The sequence below is a fragment of the Flavobacterium algoritolerans genome (assembly GCF_030010385.1).
GTDB lineage: Bacteria > Bacteroidota > Bacteroidia > Flavobacteriales > Flavobacteriaceae > Flavobacterium > Flavobacterium algoritolerans.
Map to the genome: position 1 here is coordinate 98,337 of NZ_JASCRZ010000004.1, position 19,933 is coordinate 118,269.

Consider the following 19,933-nt stretch of genomic DNA (forward strand, 5'->3'; position numbering starts at 1 on the left):
AACATATTTTTATCTTTTGTTTACACATTCCATTCTGTGTTATTACATTTGTCTTCAAAATTATCAATAATCAATCCCTTTTTGAAATATAAAACAATGAAAAAAGACAGACCTTTAATTTTAATAACCAATGATGACGGTATTTCGGCACCCGGACTTAGAGCATTAATTGCCGTTATGGCAGAAATAGGCGAAATCGTTGTGGTAGCGCCTGACAATCCTCAAAGCGCCATGGGTCATGCCATTACCATAAACAGCACTTTATATTTGAATGAAATTTCTAAAGAAAATGACCCATTTAAAGAATACAGCTGCTCTGGAACACCAGTAGATTGTGTGAAATTTGCAGTAAATGAAATTTTGAAACGAAAACCGGATTTATGTGTTTCCGGTGTCAATCACGGATCAAATTCTTCCATAAATGTGATTTATTCCGGGACAATGAGTGCGGCAATTGAAGCAGGTATTGAAGAAATTCCTGCCATTGGTTTCTCTTTATTGGATTATGATTGGAATGCCAATTTTGACAATATAAAATCTTTTATTCGAAAAATATCCTTAGAAGTTTTAGAAAACGGACTGCCGGAAGGAGTTGTTTTGAATGTGAACTTTCCAAAATTAGAAGAGAAAGAGATTAAAGGAATCCGAATTTGTCGTCAAGCGAAAGCGCTTTGGGTAGAGAAATTTGACAAAAGAAAAACACCTCAAGGAAGGGATTATTACTGGCTTGCCGGAGAATTTGTAAACCAAGACAAAGGCGAAGACACTGATGAATGGGCTTTACAAAACGGATACATATCCGTTGTTCCTGTTCAATTTGACTTGACAGCGCATCATGCAGTTCAACAACTTAACACCTGGAAATGGAATGAATAAAACAGACTTGTTTATCGGATTTTTAATTGGATTTTCCACAACCCTGCTTGGGAGTTATATTTTTATAACTTTTTTTACGGAATTTAATTTCATTGCTGGAATTCAAATTATGCAATCACAGGGGAATTTAGGCAAAATCGTAACATTGGGTTCTATTCTTACACTAGTAGCATTTGGTGTTTTACTCAAAATGAACAAAGAAACAATGGCTCGCGGAGTGGTTTTAGCCGTGATAATTATGGCAATTCTCACTATGTTTATTTAAGAAACGTTATTAGTTTATCTTTGCAAATTGAAAAAACAGATTATTAAAAATAAATATGATTTTATACGTTTGAAATCCAAATTTATAAACTCCTAATCAAGAAAGCATGAAATATTATATTATAGCGGGTGAAGCTTCAGGCGATTTGCATGGTTCAAATTTGATGAAAGAACTGTATAAAAAAGATCCAAATGCTGACATCCGATTTTGGGGTGGTGATTTGATGAAAAATGTTGGCGGTACTTTAGTGAAACACTATCGGGAATTAGCGTTTATGGGTTTCATCGAAGTGATTTTTAACTTAAAAACTATTTTGAATAACATCAAAATATGCAAAAAAGACATTCTTGAGTTTCAGCCCGATGTTCTTATTTTCATAGATTATCCAGGTTTTAATTTGCGTATTGCAAAATGGGCCAAATCGTTGGGCATGAAAACACACTATTATATTTCCCCTCAAATCTGGGCTTGGAAAGAAAGCAGAATTACCGACATCAAACACGATATTGATAAAATGTATGTGATTTTACCTTTCGAAAAACAATTCTACGAGGATAAACATCATTTTCCGGTTGAGTTTGTTGGGCATCCGCTGATTGATGCTATTCACAATCAACCCGCAGTTGACCCTGTCCTTTTTAGAAAAGAAAATCAATTAGACGAAAAACTAATTATCGCTATTTTACCGGGAAGCAGAAAACAGGAAATCACTAAAATGCTATCTGTAATGTTGAGTGTTGTCAATGATTTTCCCGACTATCAATTTGTAATTGCCGGCGCTCCAAGTCAGGAATTCTCTTTTTATAAAAATTTCATTTCTCATGAAAACATAAAATTCATCTCCAATAAAACGTATGACTTATTGCGAAATTCAACTGCCGCATTAGTGACTTCAGGAACTGCAACTCTGGAAACGGCACTTTTTAAAGTTCCGGAAGTAGTGTGCTACAAAGGCAGCTGGGCTTCCTACCAAATTGCGAAACGAATCATCACACTTAAATACATTTCATTAGTAAACTTGATAATGGATGAAGAAGTAGTAACCGAATTAATTCAGGAGGAATGTACCACAAAACGCATTCGTGAAGAACTGAAAAAAATCCTGGAATCCAATCATCGCAATACGCTTTTAGAAAAATATGCGTTATTAGAAGACAAATTAGGAGGCATTGGCGCCAGTGAAAAAACCGCTAAATTCATTGTTTCTGATTTACAATAGTTTACAACTAATTTATTACTATTTAAATTCATCAAAAAAATATTCTTTTGAAACATTTCGCATTTCTATTATTGATTCTTATTTTTTTTACAGCTTGTAAATCGACTTCCCCAATAGTTACTTCTAAAAAATCAGACACCAAAAAAGAGAAATTAACGAAATCCGATAAAAGAAAAACAAATCGTCTTGCAGAAGAATTGATTGATGCAGCTGCTGAAAATCTTGGCGTAAAATACAAATATGCAGGTACAACAAAAGCAGGTTTTGATTGTTCCGGTTTGATGCATACCATTTTTAGTTCACATAATATAACCCTTCCCCGCAACTCTTATCAACAGTCAAAAATAGGTGAGGTTATCAATACAGAACGCGAAGAGGCGCAAAAAGGAGACTTAATATTTTTTAAAACCAACAAAAATTCACAGATAAATCACGTAGGAATCGTCATTGAAGTCAATGATGATGAGATAAAATTCATTCATTCTTCTACTTCAAAAGGAGTAATTATTTCCTCTACAAAAGAACCCTATTATAAAAAAACCTTTGTACAATTAAATCGGGTGTTATAGTCAAGCTAAAAAGCTATATAACTTTTAAAAATAAAGTTTTTTCTTGCTAAAAATGTGTACTTTAGATACATGAAAGTACTCCATTTTCCTTTAGCGAGAATAACAATTGGATTTATTTCAGGAATCCTTTTCGCCTACTACTTTCATCTACCGCTATCATTACTATTTATTTTACTTTCAATATCCATTAGTATTTTTGGAGTGTTGTATTTTTTATTCAAAAACAAAAGCAAGAAGATCTTCTATTTTGGTTTGACAACATATCTTCTGTCTTTTCTTATCGGAATTTCGACCCAAGTAATTCACATTGATCATTTTCAGAAAAGCAATTATATTCACAATACGACTATTTTTGAAAAACCGCATTCCATTTCCATAATCATTCGCGAAAAGCTAAAAAGCTCTCCGTTTAGCGACCGCTACATTGCCATAATAAACCGTGTAGATGAAAAAAAACAAACAGGAAGGATCATCCTAAACATTCAAAAAGACAGTTTGCATCATGAATTTGAGATTGGGACACCTTTACTTATTAAAGGGATTTTATCAAAAAACAAACCTCCTAATAATCCCAATCAATTTGACTACAGCAAATACCTTGAAAACAAACAAATCTATGCGCAACTGTATGCTGATGTTGATGAAATCAAAATTGGAACGAAAATCGAGAAAAACATCTGGTATTATTCTTCTAAATTAAGAACAAGAATTATTCATAATTTAGAGAAAAACAACTTCAACAAAACCGAATTAAATGTCGCTATTGCTTTAATAATGGGACAGCAACAGGATATTTCACCGGAAATCATTCGGGATTATCAATATGCCGGAGCAGTACATATATTATCGGTATCAGGACTGCATATTGGATTCATTTTAATTTTTGTCACTTTTATTCTAAAGCCTATTCCTAATACTAAACGGGGTTCATTTATAAAACTACTCATCATTCTCGCCTCTTTATTCAGTTTCGGAATCATAGCGGGATTAGCGCCTTCGGTGGTGCGTTCCGTAACCATGTTTTCGTTTGTTGCCATTGGAAATCACTTACGAAGAAGCGACAATATTTACCACACTTTATTAGTTTCCGTATTACTGATTTTGCTTTTTGAACTATCTTTTCTATTTGATGTTGGTTTTCAGCTAAGCTATTTAGCGTTGTTTTTCATTATTTGGCTGCAACCGCTTTTAGCCTCAATTTGGTTACCAAAAACTAAAGTTTCAAAATACATTTGGGATATTCTCACGGTTTCTTTTGCTGCACAATTAGGAACTTTACCATTGAGTATTTATTATTTCCATCAGTTTCCGGGTTTATTTTTTGTGACCAATTTAATTATCATTCCGGTATTGAGTATCATTATGATTTTGGGCGTTATAGTAATGCTTTTAGCCGCATTTAACAGCATTCCCATCTTCCTTTCACAACTATTAGAATGGAGCATTTATTACTTGAATAAAATCATTAATAGGATTGCATCTTTAGAACAATTTATAATTCAAGATATTCCATTGCATTTTTATTTATTGCTTAGTAGTTATTTACTATTATTTACTGCAATTATTTGGCTCAAGAAACCAAGTTTTAACAGATTAGTAATGGCACTGGTTTCAATCATCATTCTTCAAATCTCATGTCTGGATATTCAATGGAACATTCAAAATGAACAGGAATGGATTGTTTTCAATATCAAAAGAAATACATTACTGGCAGAACGAAAAGGGGAAAATATTACGGTCTATGCCAATGACAGCATTTTGAAAACTGCTCAAAAAAACAATACATTAAAGTCGTATCGAATAGGGAATTTAAGCAGTCTTAGAGAGAAAAAAGTACTGCAAAACCTTTTTTATTTTAATGGAAAAAAGATTTTCATTTTAGACAGTTCGGGTGTTTTTCCAAAAAACAAACATCCGGATATCATTGTACTGACACAATCTCCCAAAATAAATCTTGAACGCTTGTTGCAGGCTTTAAAACCAAAGATGGTCGTAGCCGATGCATCTAATTACAAAACCATTCAAAAACAATGGAAGGCAACTTGTATGAAACAAAAAATCCCTTTTCACGCTACGAGTGAAAAGGGATATTATAAATTGCATGACTAATTATTTCTTCTGAAGAAATCCATTTGCAACAGCTAACCATGCAGATGGTCCGCCAGCAACATATCCGGTACTTCCCAGACCTTGAAAATTCACTTTGCCATCTACAGTTGTAACATTAGCAAAATGTACTGTAGGGAATCCTTGAATAGCAAAAACTTGCTGCAATTCGTCATTTTGTTTTTTAATCTCAGGAGTCTGTGGTGCTTTTCTAGGATAATCTAATTCTACCAGAACCACATTTTCTTTGGCCCAAGCAGCAAATTCAGGAGTTTTCAAAACCTCTTTTTGTAACCTGATACACCAACCACACCAATCGCTACCGGTAAAAAACAATAACATTGGTTTTTTTGTTTTATTAGAAACGTCCATAGCCTTAATGACATTGGTTTCCCAAACTAATTCTTGTGCTTCAACGGCAAATGAACCCGCAAACAATAACAAAGCAACTATTATTTTCTTCATATTTTATAATTTTTAATTATTGACAAATCAAAAACAATGCCTAAAATTTATCGAACACCATGCATTAATTTCTTAATTACCGGTCCCATCAAAATTGAGAACAAAGCCACTACAATAGATATTATTGCTAACATCCAAAAGAAATAACTCAATCCGTGTTCATTGGCAATTTTATCAATATTTTCTCCAAACATACCAGCTCCTTTCATTCCTATTGCAACTGCAAGATACCAAACTCCAAACATAAATGCAATCATTCTAGCAGGAACTAATTTACTCACATAAGACAATCCTACCGGCGAGATACACAATTCAGCCATAGTATGGAAAAGATAGACCAAAATCAACCAAATCATACTTACAGAAGCTGTTTTTGCACCCGCTTCGATTCCGCTTGCGCCAAAAGCTACACAAGCCATACCAAGCGCTAATAATCCCATTCCGATTCCGTATTTTAAATTAGCTGCAGGATTATATTTACTTTCCCACCATTTTGAAAACAATGGCGCTAATGAAATAATAAACAAGGAGTTTAAGGTAGAAAACCACGTGGCTGGAACTTCGGTTAATGCAGTAGTTACTTTATCAATTTTCAATGCTTGTAAGGTTTCATCAGACAATGATAAATATCCTGCAGTGTAATAATCTTTAGCCAACATCCATATTGCTATTGCCCAAATAATTATAAAACTAACACTTAAAATAATATTTGCAATAGCGTACAACTTGAATGTTTGTTTGAACAACAAAATCAATACCCAAGTAATAATTACTAATGGTAAAATAGTAATCAATGAATTCATTACTAAGAATACTACACTCCAATTACCTGTTAAAACTCTATCCGTATAATCATTCGCAAAAATGGTTAAACTGTTTGGAGATTGTTCGAAAATCGCCCAAAAGAAAATAGTCAGGAATGCAAAGAATGTAACTGCTATTAATTTTTCTTTAGTGATTTTAGAATATTGGGTAAATCTGTATATCAATAATATAATAAACACAACCAATGCTGAAACTATAGCAATCGAATTACCATTTGGTCCTAAGAAAGAAAAAACATTTACTTTTCCTCCGGATATTTTGGAAGCAGGATCATTTAAAAGCCATAATAAAGCTAATAATGATGAAAATGCAATAGCCGCTAATTGTATTGGTGAAAAAGGATTTCTTTTATCCGTATCCAAAGCTTCTGCTTTCGCTTTGCTTTCTTTGTTTGGTTTTAAACCAATGTCTCCAAAGATATTTTGTGACAACCAAAACTGTAACATTCCAAAGAACATAAAAATTCCAGCAAGACCAAAACCATACGTCCAACCCACTTTTTCTCCTAAATAACCACAAAGTAAAATACCAAAGAAAGCCCCGGCATTTACACCCATGTAGAACAACGTATAAGCACCATCCTTCTTCTCAGGACGGTCTTTGTACATTTCAGATACAATTGATGTCATGTTTGGTTTAAAAAAACCATTCCCAAAAACCAACAATACTAATCCTAAATAAATAGAAAATTCTGTTTCAACAGCCATAGAAGCGTGTCCTAAAGTCATCAAACTGGCACCTACAACAACTGCCCATCTAAAACCTATCACTTTATCGGCAAAATAACCACCTAACATTGTGGATAAATAAACCAATCCTACATAGGATCCAAATAATGCAGAAGCATTTTCACGAGTCCATTCCCAACCACCATCTGTAAAAGAAGCGGTTAAAAATAATATCAATAAAGAACGCATTCCATAGAATGAGAATCGCTCCCACATCTCTGTGAAGAATAAAACGAATAATCCCGCTGGATGTCCTAGAACGGTACTTTTAAAAAATTGATCTGTAGTATTTTCACTCATGTTATTAATTGTTTAATTCTTTGTCTACTCCGTGCATTAATTTTTTGATTACTGGCGATAGTAACAATAACAGTAATCCGAAACCAAGTCCTGTATAAAATAAATATTCAAAAAGTACTAAGTAACTCTGTTTTGCTAAATTTAAATCCGGTGCTGTACCATTTGAAGTATCTACAGAAGCGATATTAGCTAAGATGGAAGCGATAAATTCTGAACTGGCTGTTGCTAAAAACCAAACACCCATCATGAATCCCACGATTTTTGCTGGAGATAATTTAGTCACTGCAGAAAGTCCTACCGGTGACAAACTCAATTCTCCGCATGTATGCAAAAGGTACGCTAATATTAGCCAAATTGCCGCTACTTTTCCTGTACCAGAAAGATTTATTCCCATAACTAATGCTCCAAAACCTAAACCGACTAAAGCTAATGCTAAAGCAAATTTTACGGCTGTATTAGGATTGTATTTTCCTAAATTTGGCCATATCCAAGCAAAAACTGGAGCTAGCAAAATTATAAATAAGGCATTAAAACTTAAGAACTGTCCGGCAGAAATTTCATAACCAAATATAGTTCGGTCTAAAATCCTGTCAGCAAATAAATTCATCGAGGTATATGCCTGTTCAAACAATGCCCAGAATACAATTGTAAATACAATCAGAATGGTCAAAGCAATCAATTGGTGACGTGCTTTTCCATCTAACTTTGTAACGGCATAATAAACAATATAAATAAAGGAAATACCACCTGCAATTTTTAAAGCCCATGAAACCGCATTATGATTTTGAACCATCTGCCAAAACAACAATGTCGACAATATGCTTCCAATATAAATTAGCCATTCATTTTTAAGTCCAAACGATTTTTTTTCTAATAAAGAAGCATTGTTTGATTCGCCTTTTCCCATCAATAGTTTTCTACCGGAAATGAAAGTCAACAATCCAAAAAACATTCCGACTCCAGCTGCACCAAAACCATAACTCCAACCATACGTTTCTCCAAGCCAAACACATATTAGCGTAGCCATAAAAGATCCTAAGTTGATTCCCATGTAAAACAAAGTGAATCCAGAATCTCTTCTTTTATCGCCTGTTTCATATAATTCCCCCACTAATGAAGAGATATTGGCTTTTAGAAAACCAACTCCAACAATTATTAAGGATAATGAAAAGTAAAATATTTGCAAGGCGGTTTCGTCTCGTGTAATTTCGCCAGTAATAGATTGAGTTGCGGCATTCCCTTCATAAGCCATTCCTACATGACCTAACACCAGCATAATACCTCCAAAAACAATGGCTTTTCTAAATCCCAGATAGCGATCCGCTATAAAACCACCTAAAACCGGAACAGCATACACTAGAGCAGCATAGCTTCCAATAAGTAAATTTCCAGAAGTATCCGAAAACAAATGGTACTTTGTCAGATAAAAAATCAACAATGCTTTCATACCGTAGAACGAAAACCGTTCCCACATTTCGGTAAAAAACAATATAAAAAGCGCCTTTGGATGTCCAAAAAATTCTTCCTTATTCAATGAGTCGTTTGTCATAAAGCGCTGTTATAAGTTTCCTTTGATAAAATTAGTCATTTTTGTATACAATTGAATTCTGGTTTTTCCACCATAAATCCCGTGATTATTGTCTGGGTAAATTTGGGAATCAAATTGTTTATTAGCCTGAATCAAAGCTTCCATCATTTGCATGGAATTTTGAACATGAACGTTATCATCTCCTGAACCGTGAATCAAAAGAAATTTTCCTTTCAATTTATCCACATGGTTTATTGGTGAATTATCATCATATCCGCTCGCATTTTCCTGCGGTGTCGTCATGTAACGTTCCGTATACACACTGTCATAGAATCTCCAGTTTGTAACCGGAGCTACAGCAATTGCCATTTTAAAAACATCGTTTCCTTTCATGATACAATTAGACGCCATAAAACCACCATACGACCAGCCAAATATACCAATTCTAGATTTATCAACAAATGCGTAATTTCCTATTACTTTGGCGGCATCAATTTGATCTTCCACTTCGTATTTCCCTAATTGCAATTGAGTCACTTTTTTGAAATCAGCGCCTTTAAAACCAGTTCCGCGTCCGTCAACACAAGCAACAATGTAACCTTGTTGTGACAACATCATAAACCAATAATCATCCGTACTGTTCCATTCGTTATTCACTTGTTGCGAACCCGGACCAGAATATTGGTACATAAAAACAGGATATTTTTTTGTTGGATCAAAATCTTTAGGTTTAATCATCCAAGCATTTAGTTCATTTCCTTTTGCCGTTTTTAAAACAAAAAACTCTTTAGCAGGCAAATTATAGCTTTTTAGTTTCGAAGCCAATGATTCATTGTTCTCAATAACCTGAACTTGTTTTCCAACTTTAGCTTCGTTCAACGTATATGTCGTAGGTTGTGACGCACTAGAAAATGTGTTGATATAGTATTGAAAATTCGGGCTGAATGTCGCTGCATTCGTTCCTGTATTTTGTGACAAACGCACTTTGTTTTTTCCGTCAAGACCTATTCTGTAAACATCTCTATTAATAGATCCATTTTCTACAGACTGATAGAAAACCGTATTTGTCTTTTCGTCTAAACCATAATAATTAGTTACTTCCCATTTTCCTTTGGTCAGTTGGTTTTTCAATTTTCCGTTTTTATCATATAAATAAATATGATTAAAACCGTCTTTTTCGCTGGTCCAAATAAAACTGTTGTCTTTCAAGAAAGTCAAGTTATCCGTAACATCAACATAGGCTTTGTCTTTTTCGTTCAAAACTACTTTTGAAGTTCCTGAATTACCGTCGATAAACAACAAATCCAAATTATTTTGATGACGATTCAATACCTGCGCAGACAATGTATTCGCATCATTCGTCCATTTCATTCTGGCGATATAAAAATCAGTGTAATTCCCCAAGTTTACATTTTTTACCCCATTCGAATTTACATCATAAATATGTAAAGAAACTAGAGCATTCTTTTCACCGGCCTTTGGATATTTAAACGTTTGCATCATTGGATACAATTCTTTACCAAACATTGACATCGAAAATTCCGGAACCTGACTTTCGTCGAAACGAATGTAAGCCACTTTTTTGCTGTCAGCACTCCAATCGAAAGCTTTTACGAAAGCAAATTCTTCCTCGTAAACCCAATCCGTAATACCATTAATAATGCTGTTTTTTTGTCCGTCTGTAGTAATTGGAGTCGATTTATTAGAAGCTAAATCATATACATACAGATTATTTTCTTTGGCGTATGCTATCTTTTTTCCATCAGGTGAAAAAGTAGGTTCCTGAACCTGAAAATCAAATAGCTTTTTTAATTTTTTACTGGCTATATCGTACAAATAATAATCAGCAGTAAAGGAGTGACGGAAGATTTGATTCGTATTGCACGCCAATAAAATCATTTTTTCTGAAGCATCAAATGTGTAACTATCAATCCCGTTTGAAAGTTCTTTATGGGATTTTGTATCTATAAGTGTAACTACTTTCTTTAAAGTTGCAAAATCATACAAATCGATTTGCATACTTCTGGACTGGTTGTCTAAATTCAATACAGTGTATTGATTTGTATTTTTCATGGACTGTAATTCATCCATTCCTTGAGCACGAAAAGTGCCGTTGTAAATTTCATCAATTGTGATTTTTTGTTGGCCAACAACAGTAAAACACAGGAATAAAAATAATGCAATAATTTTTTTCGAATACATGATATTTATTTAAATATAAAAACCGTCAATTTTAGTGAAAAATTTACAATAATTTCACATTCGATGTGTTAAATGTTAAAAACAATATTCTAAACACCCATTTATTGAGGATATTATCATAGTAAACAAAACAGCTAAAAGCGTATCTTTGCACATATACATACTATAATCTATTGAGAATGAATAAGGCCATTAGCGGATTTTCTAAATTATCCAAAGAAGAAAAAATTAAATGGATTGCCAATCAATATTTTTCAACACCTACAGAAGCCATTTCCTTGCTGAAAAACTACTGGAATTCTGATGAAAAAACACAGAAATTACACGATGAATTCATCGAAAACACGATAACCAATTTCTACATTCCACTCGGAGTTGCTCCTAATTTCCTGATTAATGGAAAATACAGCACGATTCCTATGGCAATTGAAGAAAGTTCTGTGGTTGCCGCTGCCGCAAAAGCTGCTAAGTTTTGGTCCACGCGCGGCGGATTTAAAACAAGCGTGATCAACACCGAAAAAATTGGCCAGGTTCATTTTATCTATAAAGGAGATGTTTCAAAATTGAATTTGTTTTTTGCCCAAAACAAAAGCAAATTTTTCGCAGAAACAGAATCGATTACAACAAATATGCAAAAACGCGGTGGCGGAATTTTAGACATCATCTTAAAAGACAAAACCGATTTATTGCCCAATTATTTTCAGCTGCATGCCACTTTTGAAACCAAAGACAGCATGGGAGCTAATTTCATCAATTCGTGTCTGGAACAATTTTCCAAAACATTAAAAGAAGAAGCACATAATTATGACTTGTTCACGGAAACGGAGAAAGACATTGAAGTTGTAATGAGCATCCTTTCGAATTATGTTCCAAATTGCATCGTAAGAGCCGAAGTTTCTTGCCCAATTACTGACTTAGAAGAAAAACACATTCTAAATCCTCTAGAATTTGCCGAGAAATTTGTACAAGCTGTTCAAATAGCTGAAGTCGAACCATACCGTGCCGTAACGCATAACAAAGGAATCATGAACGGAGTGGATGCCGTAGTTCTGGCAACAGGAAATGATTTCCGTGCTGTCGAAGCCGGAATTCATGCCTATGCTTCCCGAAACGGAAAATACTCCAGTCTTTCCCATGCCAAAATAGAAAATGGCATTTTTACTTTTTGGTTAGAAATCCCTTTAGCATTAGGAACTGTTGGTGGTTTAACTTCCTTACATCCATTGGTGAAATTATCATTGGAAATGCTGGAAAAACCATCTGCCAAGGAATTAATGCAGTTTGTAGCCGTAGCCGGTTTGGCCCAAAACTTTGCCGCTTTGCGCTCTTTGACCACAACAGGAATTCAGGAAGGACACATGAAAATGCATTTGAACAATATTATCAACCAGTTTGAAGCCAATGATGAAGAACGTATTTTAATCCTAAAATATTTCAAAAAGAATACCGTTTCGCATAGCGCCGTGGTTACTTATATTGAAAGTTTAAGAAAATAATTTTATCTTGAAGCAACAAAAAAACAAGGTTGCTTCGTTCCTCGAAAAGACAATGAAAAAAACATTCTACAGTAACGGAAAACTTTTAATCACAGGAGAATACCTGGTTCTTGATGGCGCAAAAGCATTTGCATTGCCTACAAAAATGGGGCAAAACCTCAATATAGAAGAAGGGAAAAACAAGGAAATCATCTGGAAAAGTTATGATGCGGACGGAAGCATTTGGTTTGAAGACACTATTTTATTTTCTGATATTTCAAAAGGAGTTAATCCTGAAAATGAATCGGTAAAAACAACTCTTACGACCATTTTACACGAAGCTTTAAAGTTAAATCCTGATTTCATTTTAAATTCAAACGGATACCGTATTACTACTGAACTTGGATTTCCTAAAAGCTGGGGTCTGGGAACGTCATCGACTTTGATAAACAATATTGCCCAATGGCTGCAAATCGATGCCTTTATACTGCTTAAAAACAGCTTTGGAGGCAGTGGTTATGATATTGCCTGCGCACAGAACAACACTCCTATCCTATATCATCTGGAACAAGGGAATCCCATTGTTGAAAAAGTAACCTTTAATCCAGAATTCACACAAAACCTATACTTTGTATACCTTAACAAAAAGCAAAGCAGTAAAACCGCAATAGCGGCATACAACATAAATAAAAAAAACAATCTGGCAAAAACCATTGCTTTAAATGACAGCATAACTTCAGAAGTTTTGAATGCCACTACGATTCAATCTTTTGCTACAGCAATACAAAAACACGAAGTACAAATGAGTATTATTCTGGAAACACATACCATAAAAGAATCTTTATTTCCTGATTTTAATGGCGTGATAAAAAGTCTTGGCGCTTGGGGAGGTGATTTTGTTATGGCGATTGCAACTGAAAATCCAACTGACTATTTTGTTTCAAAAGGATATAAAACTATCGTTCCATATAATGAAATGATATTGTCTTAATGTTTCATAATTAATCCACGCTTACAAATAAAACTTCATTAAAATAAAAATCCCGATACATTCAATATGTATCGGGATTTTTTATTTTGATTAATTACTTTTTCGAAAATTAGTAATTGAAATCTATTCTGTTGTCTTCAATTTTAGCGTTAGCTTTCAATGCAGGAATTACTCTACTTGCATCTGAAGCGCTTTGTGCTTTTAATTTAGTCACATAAGCTGCGTGGCTTTTTAAAGCTGGTGCTTTTACTGTGCTTGTGTTTTTCACTACATAAACTCCAGTATTTCCTTCAATTGGAGCAGACAATTTATTAGCCGCTAATGCGAATGCATTTCCAACTACTTTTGGTTCTTGACCAACACCTGGCAACATAGTGTTTTCCATAGTAAGACCAGTCGCTTGTTGTACCGTTCCTCCTACTGCTTTAGCAATTGCTTCAAGAGAAGAACCTGACATTTTAGCTTTGATAAGTTCCGCTTTTTTCTTGTTTTTAAGAATTGGCTCCACATAAGGTCTAACTACTGAAACGGCTACTAAACCAGAATCGTCAATACTTTTCAGTTTTGCAATTACGTGACCTACATTAGCTACTTCAAATCTTTTTACAGATCCTACTTTAACTCCATCTTCAAAAGCCCATCTTACGATTGTTCTTTGATTGCCTAATGTTCCAAAGTTCTCATCCATTCCTTTTACAGAAACAGCTGGTGTAACTTTAAGTCCCATATCTTTTGCAACTTTATTAAAATCTTTATCAGCAGCATCCATTTCTAATTTAGTTGCCTGAGTAAATATCTTATCAGAAGTTGCTTCTGAAGCTTCGATTTTTTGAGCTACAGTAGCCAAACGAATTCCGTCTTGTTTGTCCGTTATTTTAACAATATGAAAACCAAAATCAGTTTCTACTAAACCAACTTTACCGATACCATTATTAAAAACAAAATCATTAAATGGTTTTGGCAATTGGTTTGGACCAAAATAACCTAAATCACCACCTTGTTGCGCTGACTGATCTTCAGAATTTGTGAAAGCCAACATCATGAAGCTATCCGGATTTGCATTAACCTGAGCTAAAATAGATTCAGCTTTAGCTTTAGCTTGCTCTTTTGTTCTTTTCTCTTTTTGATTTTGAGCTTGAGAACCTTCATAACCTATAACAATATGACTTGCTTTAGTATTAACTCCTGATTTCATTCCCATAGATTTTGAAATACAGTAGTATTTTCCAAACATGTATGGCCCATAAACTACACCTGGAGCTAGGTTGAATAATTTATCAGCATCTACAGCCGGTAAATCTTTTTTAGCAATGTAAGTTGAATCATAAGGAACATCTGAATTTGAATTCACAAAGTCAATTGTGTTCGTAGTTGTTCTAAATCCTGGCAATGTATCGTTTTTACCAGTAGCTTGGTTGTAAACCACACTTCCTGTCAACAATGAATTTATTTTTGTTTTTACTTCAGATTCGTCCTCAGCAGAAGCTTTGTCTTCAATCAAAACATATTCTACTTCACGAGACTCGTCAGCTTTGTATTTTTTTTCATTTTTCTTCATGAATTCAACAATCTCAGCATCAGTAATTTTTACTTCACTATCTTTAATTGTAGAATACAAACCTGCAACGTAAGCAAAGTTTACTTTGTTTGCTTCCATTTCATATTTCAACTTTCCTTCGCTTTCAGTTGTGTAAACTGATGCTTTAATCAAAGTATTATACATTTGATATTTAGCATTCAAATCAGCATCTTTCTCTCTATCTTTCAAGAATTGAGCTTGTGCAGGATTTGCTTTGAAGTATTCTTTGAATTTTACAACATCAAAAACACCGGCAGCATTCAAGAACAATGGATTTCCACCAATATTTTGATCAGCTTTCAAAACTTCCAATAAGTGTTTTTCACCAACTCTAAGTCCTAATTTATCAAATTCAGAAGTTAATAAAGCTATAGAAACTTCTTGTTCCCAAACTCTGTTTGCTGCTTCAGTTGACGTAATCCCTTGACCACTTTTTTCAACATTACTTACTTTAACTCTAAAATCTTCGAATGAAATATCTTTTCCATCAATGCTTCCTACATCTTTTGATGTACTGCTGAAACCACCGCTATTGAATATATCACCTATGATAAATGCTAATAAACAAAACCCGATAACGAGTATCAGAAGAAGTGAACGTTGTCTAATTTTTTGTAAAACTGCCATTTTATTGTTGTTAATTTTTATATTCAGTTTGCGAAAATACAATTATCTAATTAATAATTATACTAGTAGCGTTTTATTTTGCAAGAAATTTTATTTTCCTAAAAAAAATCAGTCTTGTACGGTCATTTTTACTAATTCTATTTTCTTATTTGTGGCTTCTTCAATTATAAAATGATAGCTGCCTATGGAAATTGTATCGCCTTTTTGAGGAATTTCTTTTGTAAAATCTACTATAAAACCGCCAAGTGTTCCGTAAGAATCACTTTCAGGAATGTCTAACTTATAAGTGTCATTCAAATATTGGACATCAAATCGAGTTGAAAAAATAAAGACTCCTTCTCCTAATTCTTTTTCTATCAATTCTTCGTCTGAATCGTGTTCATCTTCAATTTCGCCAAAAAGCTCTTCTACAATATCTTCTATGGTAATAATTCCTGAAGTTCCTCCGTATTCATCCAATACAACGGCGACGCTTTTTCGCTTTTTAGTAAGCAAATTCATAGCGTCCTTTATGAATATAGTTTCCGGAACAAACTCAACCGAAATTACAATTTCCTTGATATTATTTGGTTTTTTAAACAAATCAAACGAATGAACATAACCAATGATATCATCAAGAGAATTTTGATACACCACAATCTTAGAATACCCAGTTTCTATGAATAATTCTTTGAGATTTTCAATTGAATCGAATACTTCAACTGCAATAATTTCCGTTCGGGGGCTCATCACATCTCTGGCTTTCACACCGGAAAATTCTAATGCATTTTGAAACATTAATATTTCAGAATCCACCATTTCATTATCCTCAACACTACTCATTTGTTCGGTAATGTAATTTCCGAGTTCTATTTTACTGAAATACAACTGAATATTATCCCCTTCCGTTTTGAAGAATTTCTTCAAAATGAAATCAGAAATCCCAATAAAAAAGGTAGAAATAAAATAGAAAAACTTATAAAAAACATAAGCCGGAACAGCAAAAATCTTAATTAACGAGTTGGCGTAAATTTGAAAAAAAACTTTAGGAAGAAACTCAGCCGTTATCAATATGACTAGTGTAGAAACCAGAATCTGAAGCACTAAACTTAGCCCATCTGAAAAATGATATCCAAACACAGCAAACCAACGCATCACTAATTCGCCCATAAAAAAACCATACACCACCATCGCTATAGTATTACCAATAAGCATGGTTACTATAAAGTTAGTTGGTTTTTCAGTAAGCTTTGTAAGTATTTTTGAAACGAAATTATCTTGTTTTTTTTCAATTTCAAGATAAATTTTATTTGAAGAGACAAAGGCTATCTCCATACCTGAAAAAAAAGCACTTAGTATTAGACACAATATGATAATACTAACTTCCATTAATTAGGATTTTTTGTTTCGGTCATCAAATTTTTTGGCAAATTTTCTCCTGAAGAAAAACATAAAAATAGCCAATCCTGCAATCATAAAACTCAACCAAAACGTTCCTTCGGGATCATTTAATTTAGTGACACCGTCATAAATAAAATAAGCGCCAAAAACTAGATAAACGTATTGTGTGTATTTTAGGTAATTCATAATGTATTGTATTAATCGGCAGATTCTATTTCGCCAGTTATTTTTTGAGAATTAATCACTTTGAAATCTTTGCTAAAATCGATTCCTTGTCCATTTGAAGTTCCTTTTGGATCCGATAATTTAAACTTTCTTTCCGTAAAGAACCATTCGTTTTTTTGATCAAAATACAATTGCTCGGTTTCTAAGGTCTGACCATCTTCGGTGAAAATTTTTACTTTTCCTTGCAAATCAATAATATTTGTGCCTTTATACGAAATAGCATAATTAGACTTGATAAAGGTTTTCTTCGCTTTTTTATCGAATAAAGTAACATCGATTCCTTTTGGAAATTCCGTAAAAGGAAAGTCAACACTGGAGTAATCCAACATTTTAGTACTTACAAGAATTGCCGTAATTCGCCCGGAATCAGTGTATTTCAAATTTACCATATCTGCGTCACTATTTGGGATAAATTCCGAAAAATTAATTTTCTGAATTTCCTTAAAATTACTTTCGCAACCAAAAAACAGTGTCACAGCAAAAACTGTTACAACTGATTTAATATACTTTTTTTTGACTAAAGTCATACGCTGAACTTGGCGAAGAAATTTGGCAATAGTACCAATTCTTGTTTTTAGTTGAATTTTCGTTTTTCAAACCATTTGTCATTAAGTGAAAAACTCACACTTAAGTTTGCATAGTTCTCCTGAACAAGATTTGCTTTTGTAGTTCCTTTTTTTCCTAATTCGAAACCAAAGTTCACATTTGAGAAACTACCCGTTATCGGAAGTCCCAAACCAAAAGTCACACCCATATCATTTATCGATTCAGAGTTGATCACCAATCCTGTTTTTTCATATTTAATACCAGCTCTGTATACAATTCTTTTTGTATAACTAGAAAACGAATTATAATTAGGAATGTAATATCCTCCTAAACTAACGCTTCCATATTTCCCATAACCTACATTAGCTTCATCATTATATTCATTTGCCTGACCTGAAGTTTTACCATAAGAAACATTACCTCCAACAAGCCATTTTCTTGCCTCTCCAATACCTCCGCTTAACGATATTTTACTTGGCATTGTTATACTTGCCTCTGTTTTAACATCATCAAGAGCATCAACAACAGCCAAATCAAAATTTGAATTATAGATTACTGTCGAAATGTTTCTAGTATTTTTAGACGTTAAAGAACTTTCCAAGGAATACGTTAAACTACTAAAAACAGATATTTTTTTATATATTTTGGTTTGATACATCATTCCAAGATTAAAATTCACTCCTGATAAATCTGCTGAATTTAATTCGCGTGTCCCAATAGGAACTCCAGTAATAAACTCAAGACTATTCGTTTCAATTTTTCCAAAATTATAATTCACATCGGCACCAATGTTAAAATTTGGAGCGATTTTATATCCTACACCCAAAAAAGCTTTATTCAAACCACCTGAGCCGTTAAAACGTTTGTTGTTTTCTGTTCCACTTTCTGAAATAGATTCAATTTTATACCCAACTGAAGAATATGGAATCAATCCAAAACCTAATCCAAACTTACCCAAAGGCAAACCAACTGCAAGATAATCCAAAGTAGTTCTTCTGGCATTAGCTGATTCAGTACTGTTTTTTAAAGTTGTAGTCCCGTAAGTCCCTCCTAAAGTAAAAGTTGTCAGTTTAAGATTTGCGTAACTGGCTGGGTTTTGTAAGTTTATGTGAATACTATCCTGTTCAACAGCTACACCTGCCATAGAACGGTTTTCAAGCGTTCCTTTGAACCTTACATCCCCAATTCCGTAAAAAGAATATGGAGAAGATGTTCCTTCTTGAGCAAAAGACACTAATGATAAAAGCAAACAGGCGCTTATTATAATTTTTTTAATCATTTTTGATTTTATATTGAAATGTTTGATTCAAACTTTCCAGAAGAAAATTTGAATTGGCAAATATGGTATTTTTTAATCGTTTAGCCAAAAAATCTGTGTCGCCACCCGTTAAAATTATTATAAAATTTGAATACCTTGCTTTATATTCATCGATAAAACCGTCAATCTCATAGACGAAACCGTTCACCACGCCAGAATGAATCGATTCAGAAGTGGAAGTTCCAATGAAATCTTTTGGACTTTCTAATGATAACAAAGGAAGTTTGGCCGTAAAATTATGTAACGCTTCGTAGCGTAATCGCAATCCTGGCGCAATGGCTCCGCCCAAATAATTATTCTCTTCATCAATAAAATCGTACGTAACACACGTTCCGGCATCAATAACCAACCGATTCTGATTTGGAAACTGAAGCGTTGCTCCTGCTGCAAGAATCATCCGGTCAATTCCCAAAGTTTTAGGAGTCGCATAGCAATTTTGGAACGGAAAAGGATCTTCATGAGACAGGAAATGCACATTGAGCACTACATTATAGACTAAAAAAGACTGTTTTTCGACATCTCCTACAGAGGAAACGACCAAATCAGTTATTTTTTCAAAATTTTTTAAAATATTTTCAATATTTTTTTGAAGTTCTATTTTAGAAAAAACAAAAATTTCAAAAAGGGTAGCACCCTCAAAGACAGCCGCTTTAATTCTGGTATTTCCAACATCGATAACTAAAATCATAATTTGGTTTTTGATGTTGCG

Annotated in this window: 17 protein-coding genes; 7 read left to right on the plus strand and 10 right to left on the minus strand. The window is 33.7% G+C overall.

Annotation, left to right across the window (positions count from 1 at the left end):
- The first annotated feature begins 96 nt into the window (after positions 1–96).
- The 5 genes from surE (at position 97) to QLS65_RS10225 (ending at position 5,038) form a co-directional block, all read left to right on the plus strand.
- A complete protein-coding gene (surE, locus tag QLS65_RS10205; RefSeq protein WP_282717325.1) occupies positions 97–876 on the plus strand; it encodes a 5'/3'-nucleotidase SurE in 780 nt (259 codons plus the stop codon).
- On the plus strand, positions 869–1,141 hold the full coding sequence (locus QLS65_RS10210) for a hypothetical protein (RefSeq protein WP_282717327.1): 273 nt from the start codon (positions 869–871) through the stop codon (positions 1,139–1,141). Before surE ends, QLS65_RS10210 begins: the two co-directional genes overlap by 8 nt.
- A 106-nt stretch (positions 1,142–1,247) precedes the next feature.
- A complete protein-coding gene (lpxB, locus tag QLS65_RS10215) occupies positions 1,248–2,360 on the plus strand; it encodes a lipid-A-disaccharide synthase (RefSeq protein WP_282717329.1) in 1,113 nt (370 codons plus the stop codon).
- Between the two features lie 47 nt (positions 2,361–2,407).
- Positions 2,408–2,929 carry a C40 family peptidase gene (locus QLS65_RS10220; protein ID WP_282717331.1) on the plus strand — a complete coding sequence of 174 codons (522 nt, stop codon included), beginning with the start codon at positions 2,408–2,410 and terminating at the stop codon, positions 2,927–2,929.
- Between the two features lie 69 nt (positions 2,930–2,998).
- Positions 2,999–5,038, plus strand: a complete 2,040-nt coding sequence (locus QLS65_RS10225; RefSeq protein WP_282717333.1) for a ComEC/Rec2 family competence protein — start codon at positions 2,999–3,001, stop codon at positions 5,036–5,038.
- Here the strand turns inward: QLS65_RS10225 and QLS65_RS10230 are convergent, their stop codons facing one another.
- The 4 genes from QLS65_RS10230 to QLS65_RS10245 are packed head-to-tail and all read right to left on the minus strand — an operon-like array spanning position 5,039 to position 11,083.
- The gene (locus tag QLS65_RS10230) at positions 5,039–5,500 is read right to left on the minus strand and encodes a thioredoxin family protein (RefSeq protein WP_282717335.1); all 462 of its coding nucleotides are present in this window, start codon (positions 5,498–5,500) and stop codon (positions 5,039–5,041) included. It lies immediately after the preceding gene.
- A 47-nt stretch (positions 5,501–5,547) separates the two neighbouring features.
- Complete coding sequence (locus tag QLS65_RS10235) at positions 5,548–7,353, minus strand: peptide MFS transporter (RefSeq protein ID WP_099713626.1); 1,806 nt, start codon at positions 7,351–7,353, stop codon at positions 5,548–5,550.
- A 4-nt stretch (positions 7,354–7,357) separates the two neighbouring features.
- Positions 7,358–8,902 carry a peptide MFS transporter gene (locus tag QLS65_RS10240; RefSeq protein WP_282717337.1) on the minus strand — a complete coding sequence of 515 codons (1,545 nt, stop codon included), beginning with the start codon at positions 8,900–8,902 and terminating at the stop codon, positions 7,358–7,360.
- 9 nt (positions 8,903–8,911) lie between these two features.
- Positions 8,912–11,083: a S9 family peptidase gene (locus QLS65_RS10245; RefSeq protein WP_282717339.1), complete on the minus strand. Its 2,172-nt coding sequence runs from the start codon at positions 11,081–11,083 to the stop codon at positions 8,912–8,914.
- A gap of 179 nt (positions 11,084–11,262) precedes the next feature.
- Between QLS65_RS10245 and QLS65_RS10250 the strand changes: the two genes are divergently transcribed.
- Positions 11,263–12,579 (plus strand): hydroxymethylglutaryl-CoA reductase, degradative, encoded by a 1,317-nt coding sequence (locus QLS65_RS10250; RefSeq protein ID WP_282717341.1) that lies wholly within the window; start codon positions 11,263–11,265, stop codon positions 12,577–12,579.
- A 52-nt stretch (positions 12,580–12,631) separates the two neighbouring features.
- Positions 12,632–13,549: a GYDIA family GHMP kinase gene (locus QLS65_RS10255; RefSeq protein ID WP_282717343.1), complete on the plus strand. Its 918-nt coding sequence runs from the start codon at positions 12,632–12,634 to the stop codon at positions 13,547–13,549.
- A 109-nt stretch (positions 13,550–13,658) separates the two neighbouring features.
- Here the strand turns inward: QLS65_RS10255 and QLS65_RS10260 are convergent, their stop codons facing one another.
- From QLS65_RS10260 to QLS65_RS10285, 6 genes are all read right to left on the minus strand, one after another.
- Positions 13,659–15,755 carry a peptidylprolyl isomerase gene (locus QLS65_RS10260; RefSeq protein ID WP_282717345.1) on the minus strand — a complete coding sequence of 699 codons (2,097 nt, stop codon included), beginning with the start codon at positions 15,753–15,755 and terminating at the stop codon, positions 13,659–13,661.
- A gap of 108 nt (positions 15,756–15,863) precedes the next feature.
- Complete coding sequence (locus QLS65_RS10265; RefSeq protein ID WP_282713151.1) at positions 15,864–17,123, minus strand: hemolysin family protein; 1,260 nt, start codon at positions 17,121–17,123, stop codon at positions 15,864–15,866.
- Positions 17,124–17,126: 3 nt separating this feature from the next.
- Positions 17,127–17,321, minus strand: coding sequence for a hypothetical protein (locus QLS65_RS10270; RefSeq protein WP_099713633.1), 195 nt, complete (start codon positions 17,319–17,321; stop codon positions 17,127–17,129).
- 11 nt (positions 17,322–17,332) lie between these two features.
- Positions 17,333–17,887 (minus strand): LPS export ABC transporter periplasmic protein LptC, encoded by a 555-nt coding sequence (gene lptC / locus QLS65_RS10275; RefSeq protein WP_282713152.1) that lies wholly within the window; start codon positions 17,885–17,887, stop codon positions 17,333–17,335.
- 47 nt (positions 17,888–17,934) lie between these two features.
- A complete protein-coding gene (gene bamG, locus QLS65_RS10280) occupies positions 17,935–19,185 on the minus strand; it encodes a BamG family beta-barrel-assembly machinery protein (RefSeq protein ID WP_282717351.1) in 1,251 nt (416 codons plus the stop codon).
- Positions 19,178–19,912, minus strand: coding sequence for a type III pantothenate kinase (locus tag QLS65_RS10285; protein WP_282717357.1), 735 nt, complete (start codon positions 19,910–19,912; stop codon positions 19,178–19,180). The genes bamG and QLS65_RS10285 overlap by 8 nt, the downstream gene beginning before the upstream one ends.
- Positions 19,913–19,933: the final 21 nt, after the last annotated feature.

Excerpts from the sequence above, each read along its gene's own strand:
- surE (WP_282717325.1), top strand. The coding sequence starts at position 97 with ATGAAAAAAGACAGACCTTTAATTTTAATAACCAATGATGACGGTATT.
- QLS65_RS10210 (WP_282717327.1), top strand. The coding sequence starts at position 869 with ATGAATAAAACAGACTTGTTTATCGGATTTTTAATTGGATTTTCCACA.
- lpxB (WP_282717329.1), top strand. The coding sequence starts at position 1,248 with ATGAAATATTATATTATAGCGGGTGAAGCTTCAGGCGATTTGCATGGT.
- QLS65_RS10225 (WP_282717333.1), top strand. The coding sequence starts at position 2,999 with ATGAAAGTACTCCATTTTCCTTTAGCGAGAATAACAATTGGATTTATT.
- QLS65_RS10230 (WP_282717335.1), bottom strand. The coding sequence starts at position 5,500 with ATGAAGAAAATAATAGTTGCTTTGTTATTGTTTGCGGGTTCATTTGCC.
- QLS65_RS10235 (WP_099713626.1), bottom strand. The coding sequence starts at position 7,353 with ATGAGTGAAAATACTACAGATCAATTTTTTAAAAGTACCGTTCTAGGA.
- QLS65_RS10240 (WP_282717337.1), bottom strand. The coding sequence starts at position 8,902 with ATGACAAACGACTCATTGAATAAGGAAGAATTTTTTGGACATCCAAAG.
- QLS65_RS10245 (WP_282717339.1), bottom strand. The coding sequence starts at position 11,083 with ATGTATTCGAAAAAAATTATTGCATTATTTTTATTCCTGTGTTTTACT.
- QLS65_RS10250 (WP_282717341.1), top strand. The coding sequence starts at position 11,263 with ATGAATAAGGCCATTAGCGGATTTTCTAAATTATCCAAAGAAGAAAAA.
- QLS65_RS10255 (WP_282717343.1), top strand. The coding sequence starts at position 12,632 with ATGAAAAAAACATTCTACAGTAACGGAAAACTTTTAATCACAGGAGAA.
- QLS65_RS10260 (WP_282717345.1), bottom strand. The coding sequence starts at position 15,755 with ATGGCAGTTTTACAAAAAATTAGACAACGTTCACTTCTTCTGATACTC.
- QLS65_RS10265 (WP_282713151.1), bottom strand. The coding sequence starts at position 17,123 with ATGGAAGTTAGTATTATCATATTGTGTCTAATACTAAGTGCTTTTTTT.
- QLS65_RS10270 (WP_099713633.1), bottom strand. The coding sequence starts at position 17,321 with ATGAATTACCTAAAATACACACAATACGTTTATCTAGTTTTTGGCGCT.
- lptC (WP_282713152.1), bottom strand. The coding sequence starts at position 17,887 with ATGACTTTAGTCAAAAAAAAGTATATTAAATCAGTTGTAACAGTTTTT.
- bamG (WP_282717351.1), bottom strand. The coding sequence starts at position 19,185 with ATGATTAAAAAAATTATAATAAGCGCCTGTTTGCTTTTATCATTAGTG.
- QLS65_RS10285 (WP_282717357.1), bottom strand. The coding sequence starts at position 19,912 with ATGATTTTAGTTATCGATGTTGGAAATACCAGAATTAAAGCGGCTGTC.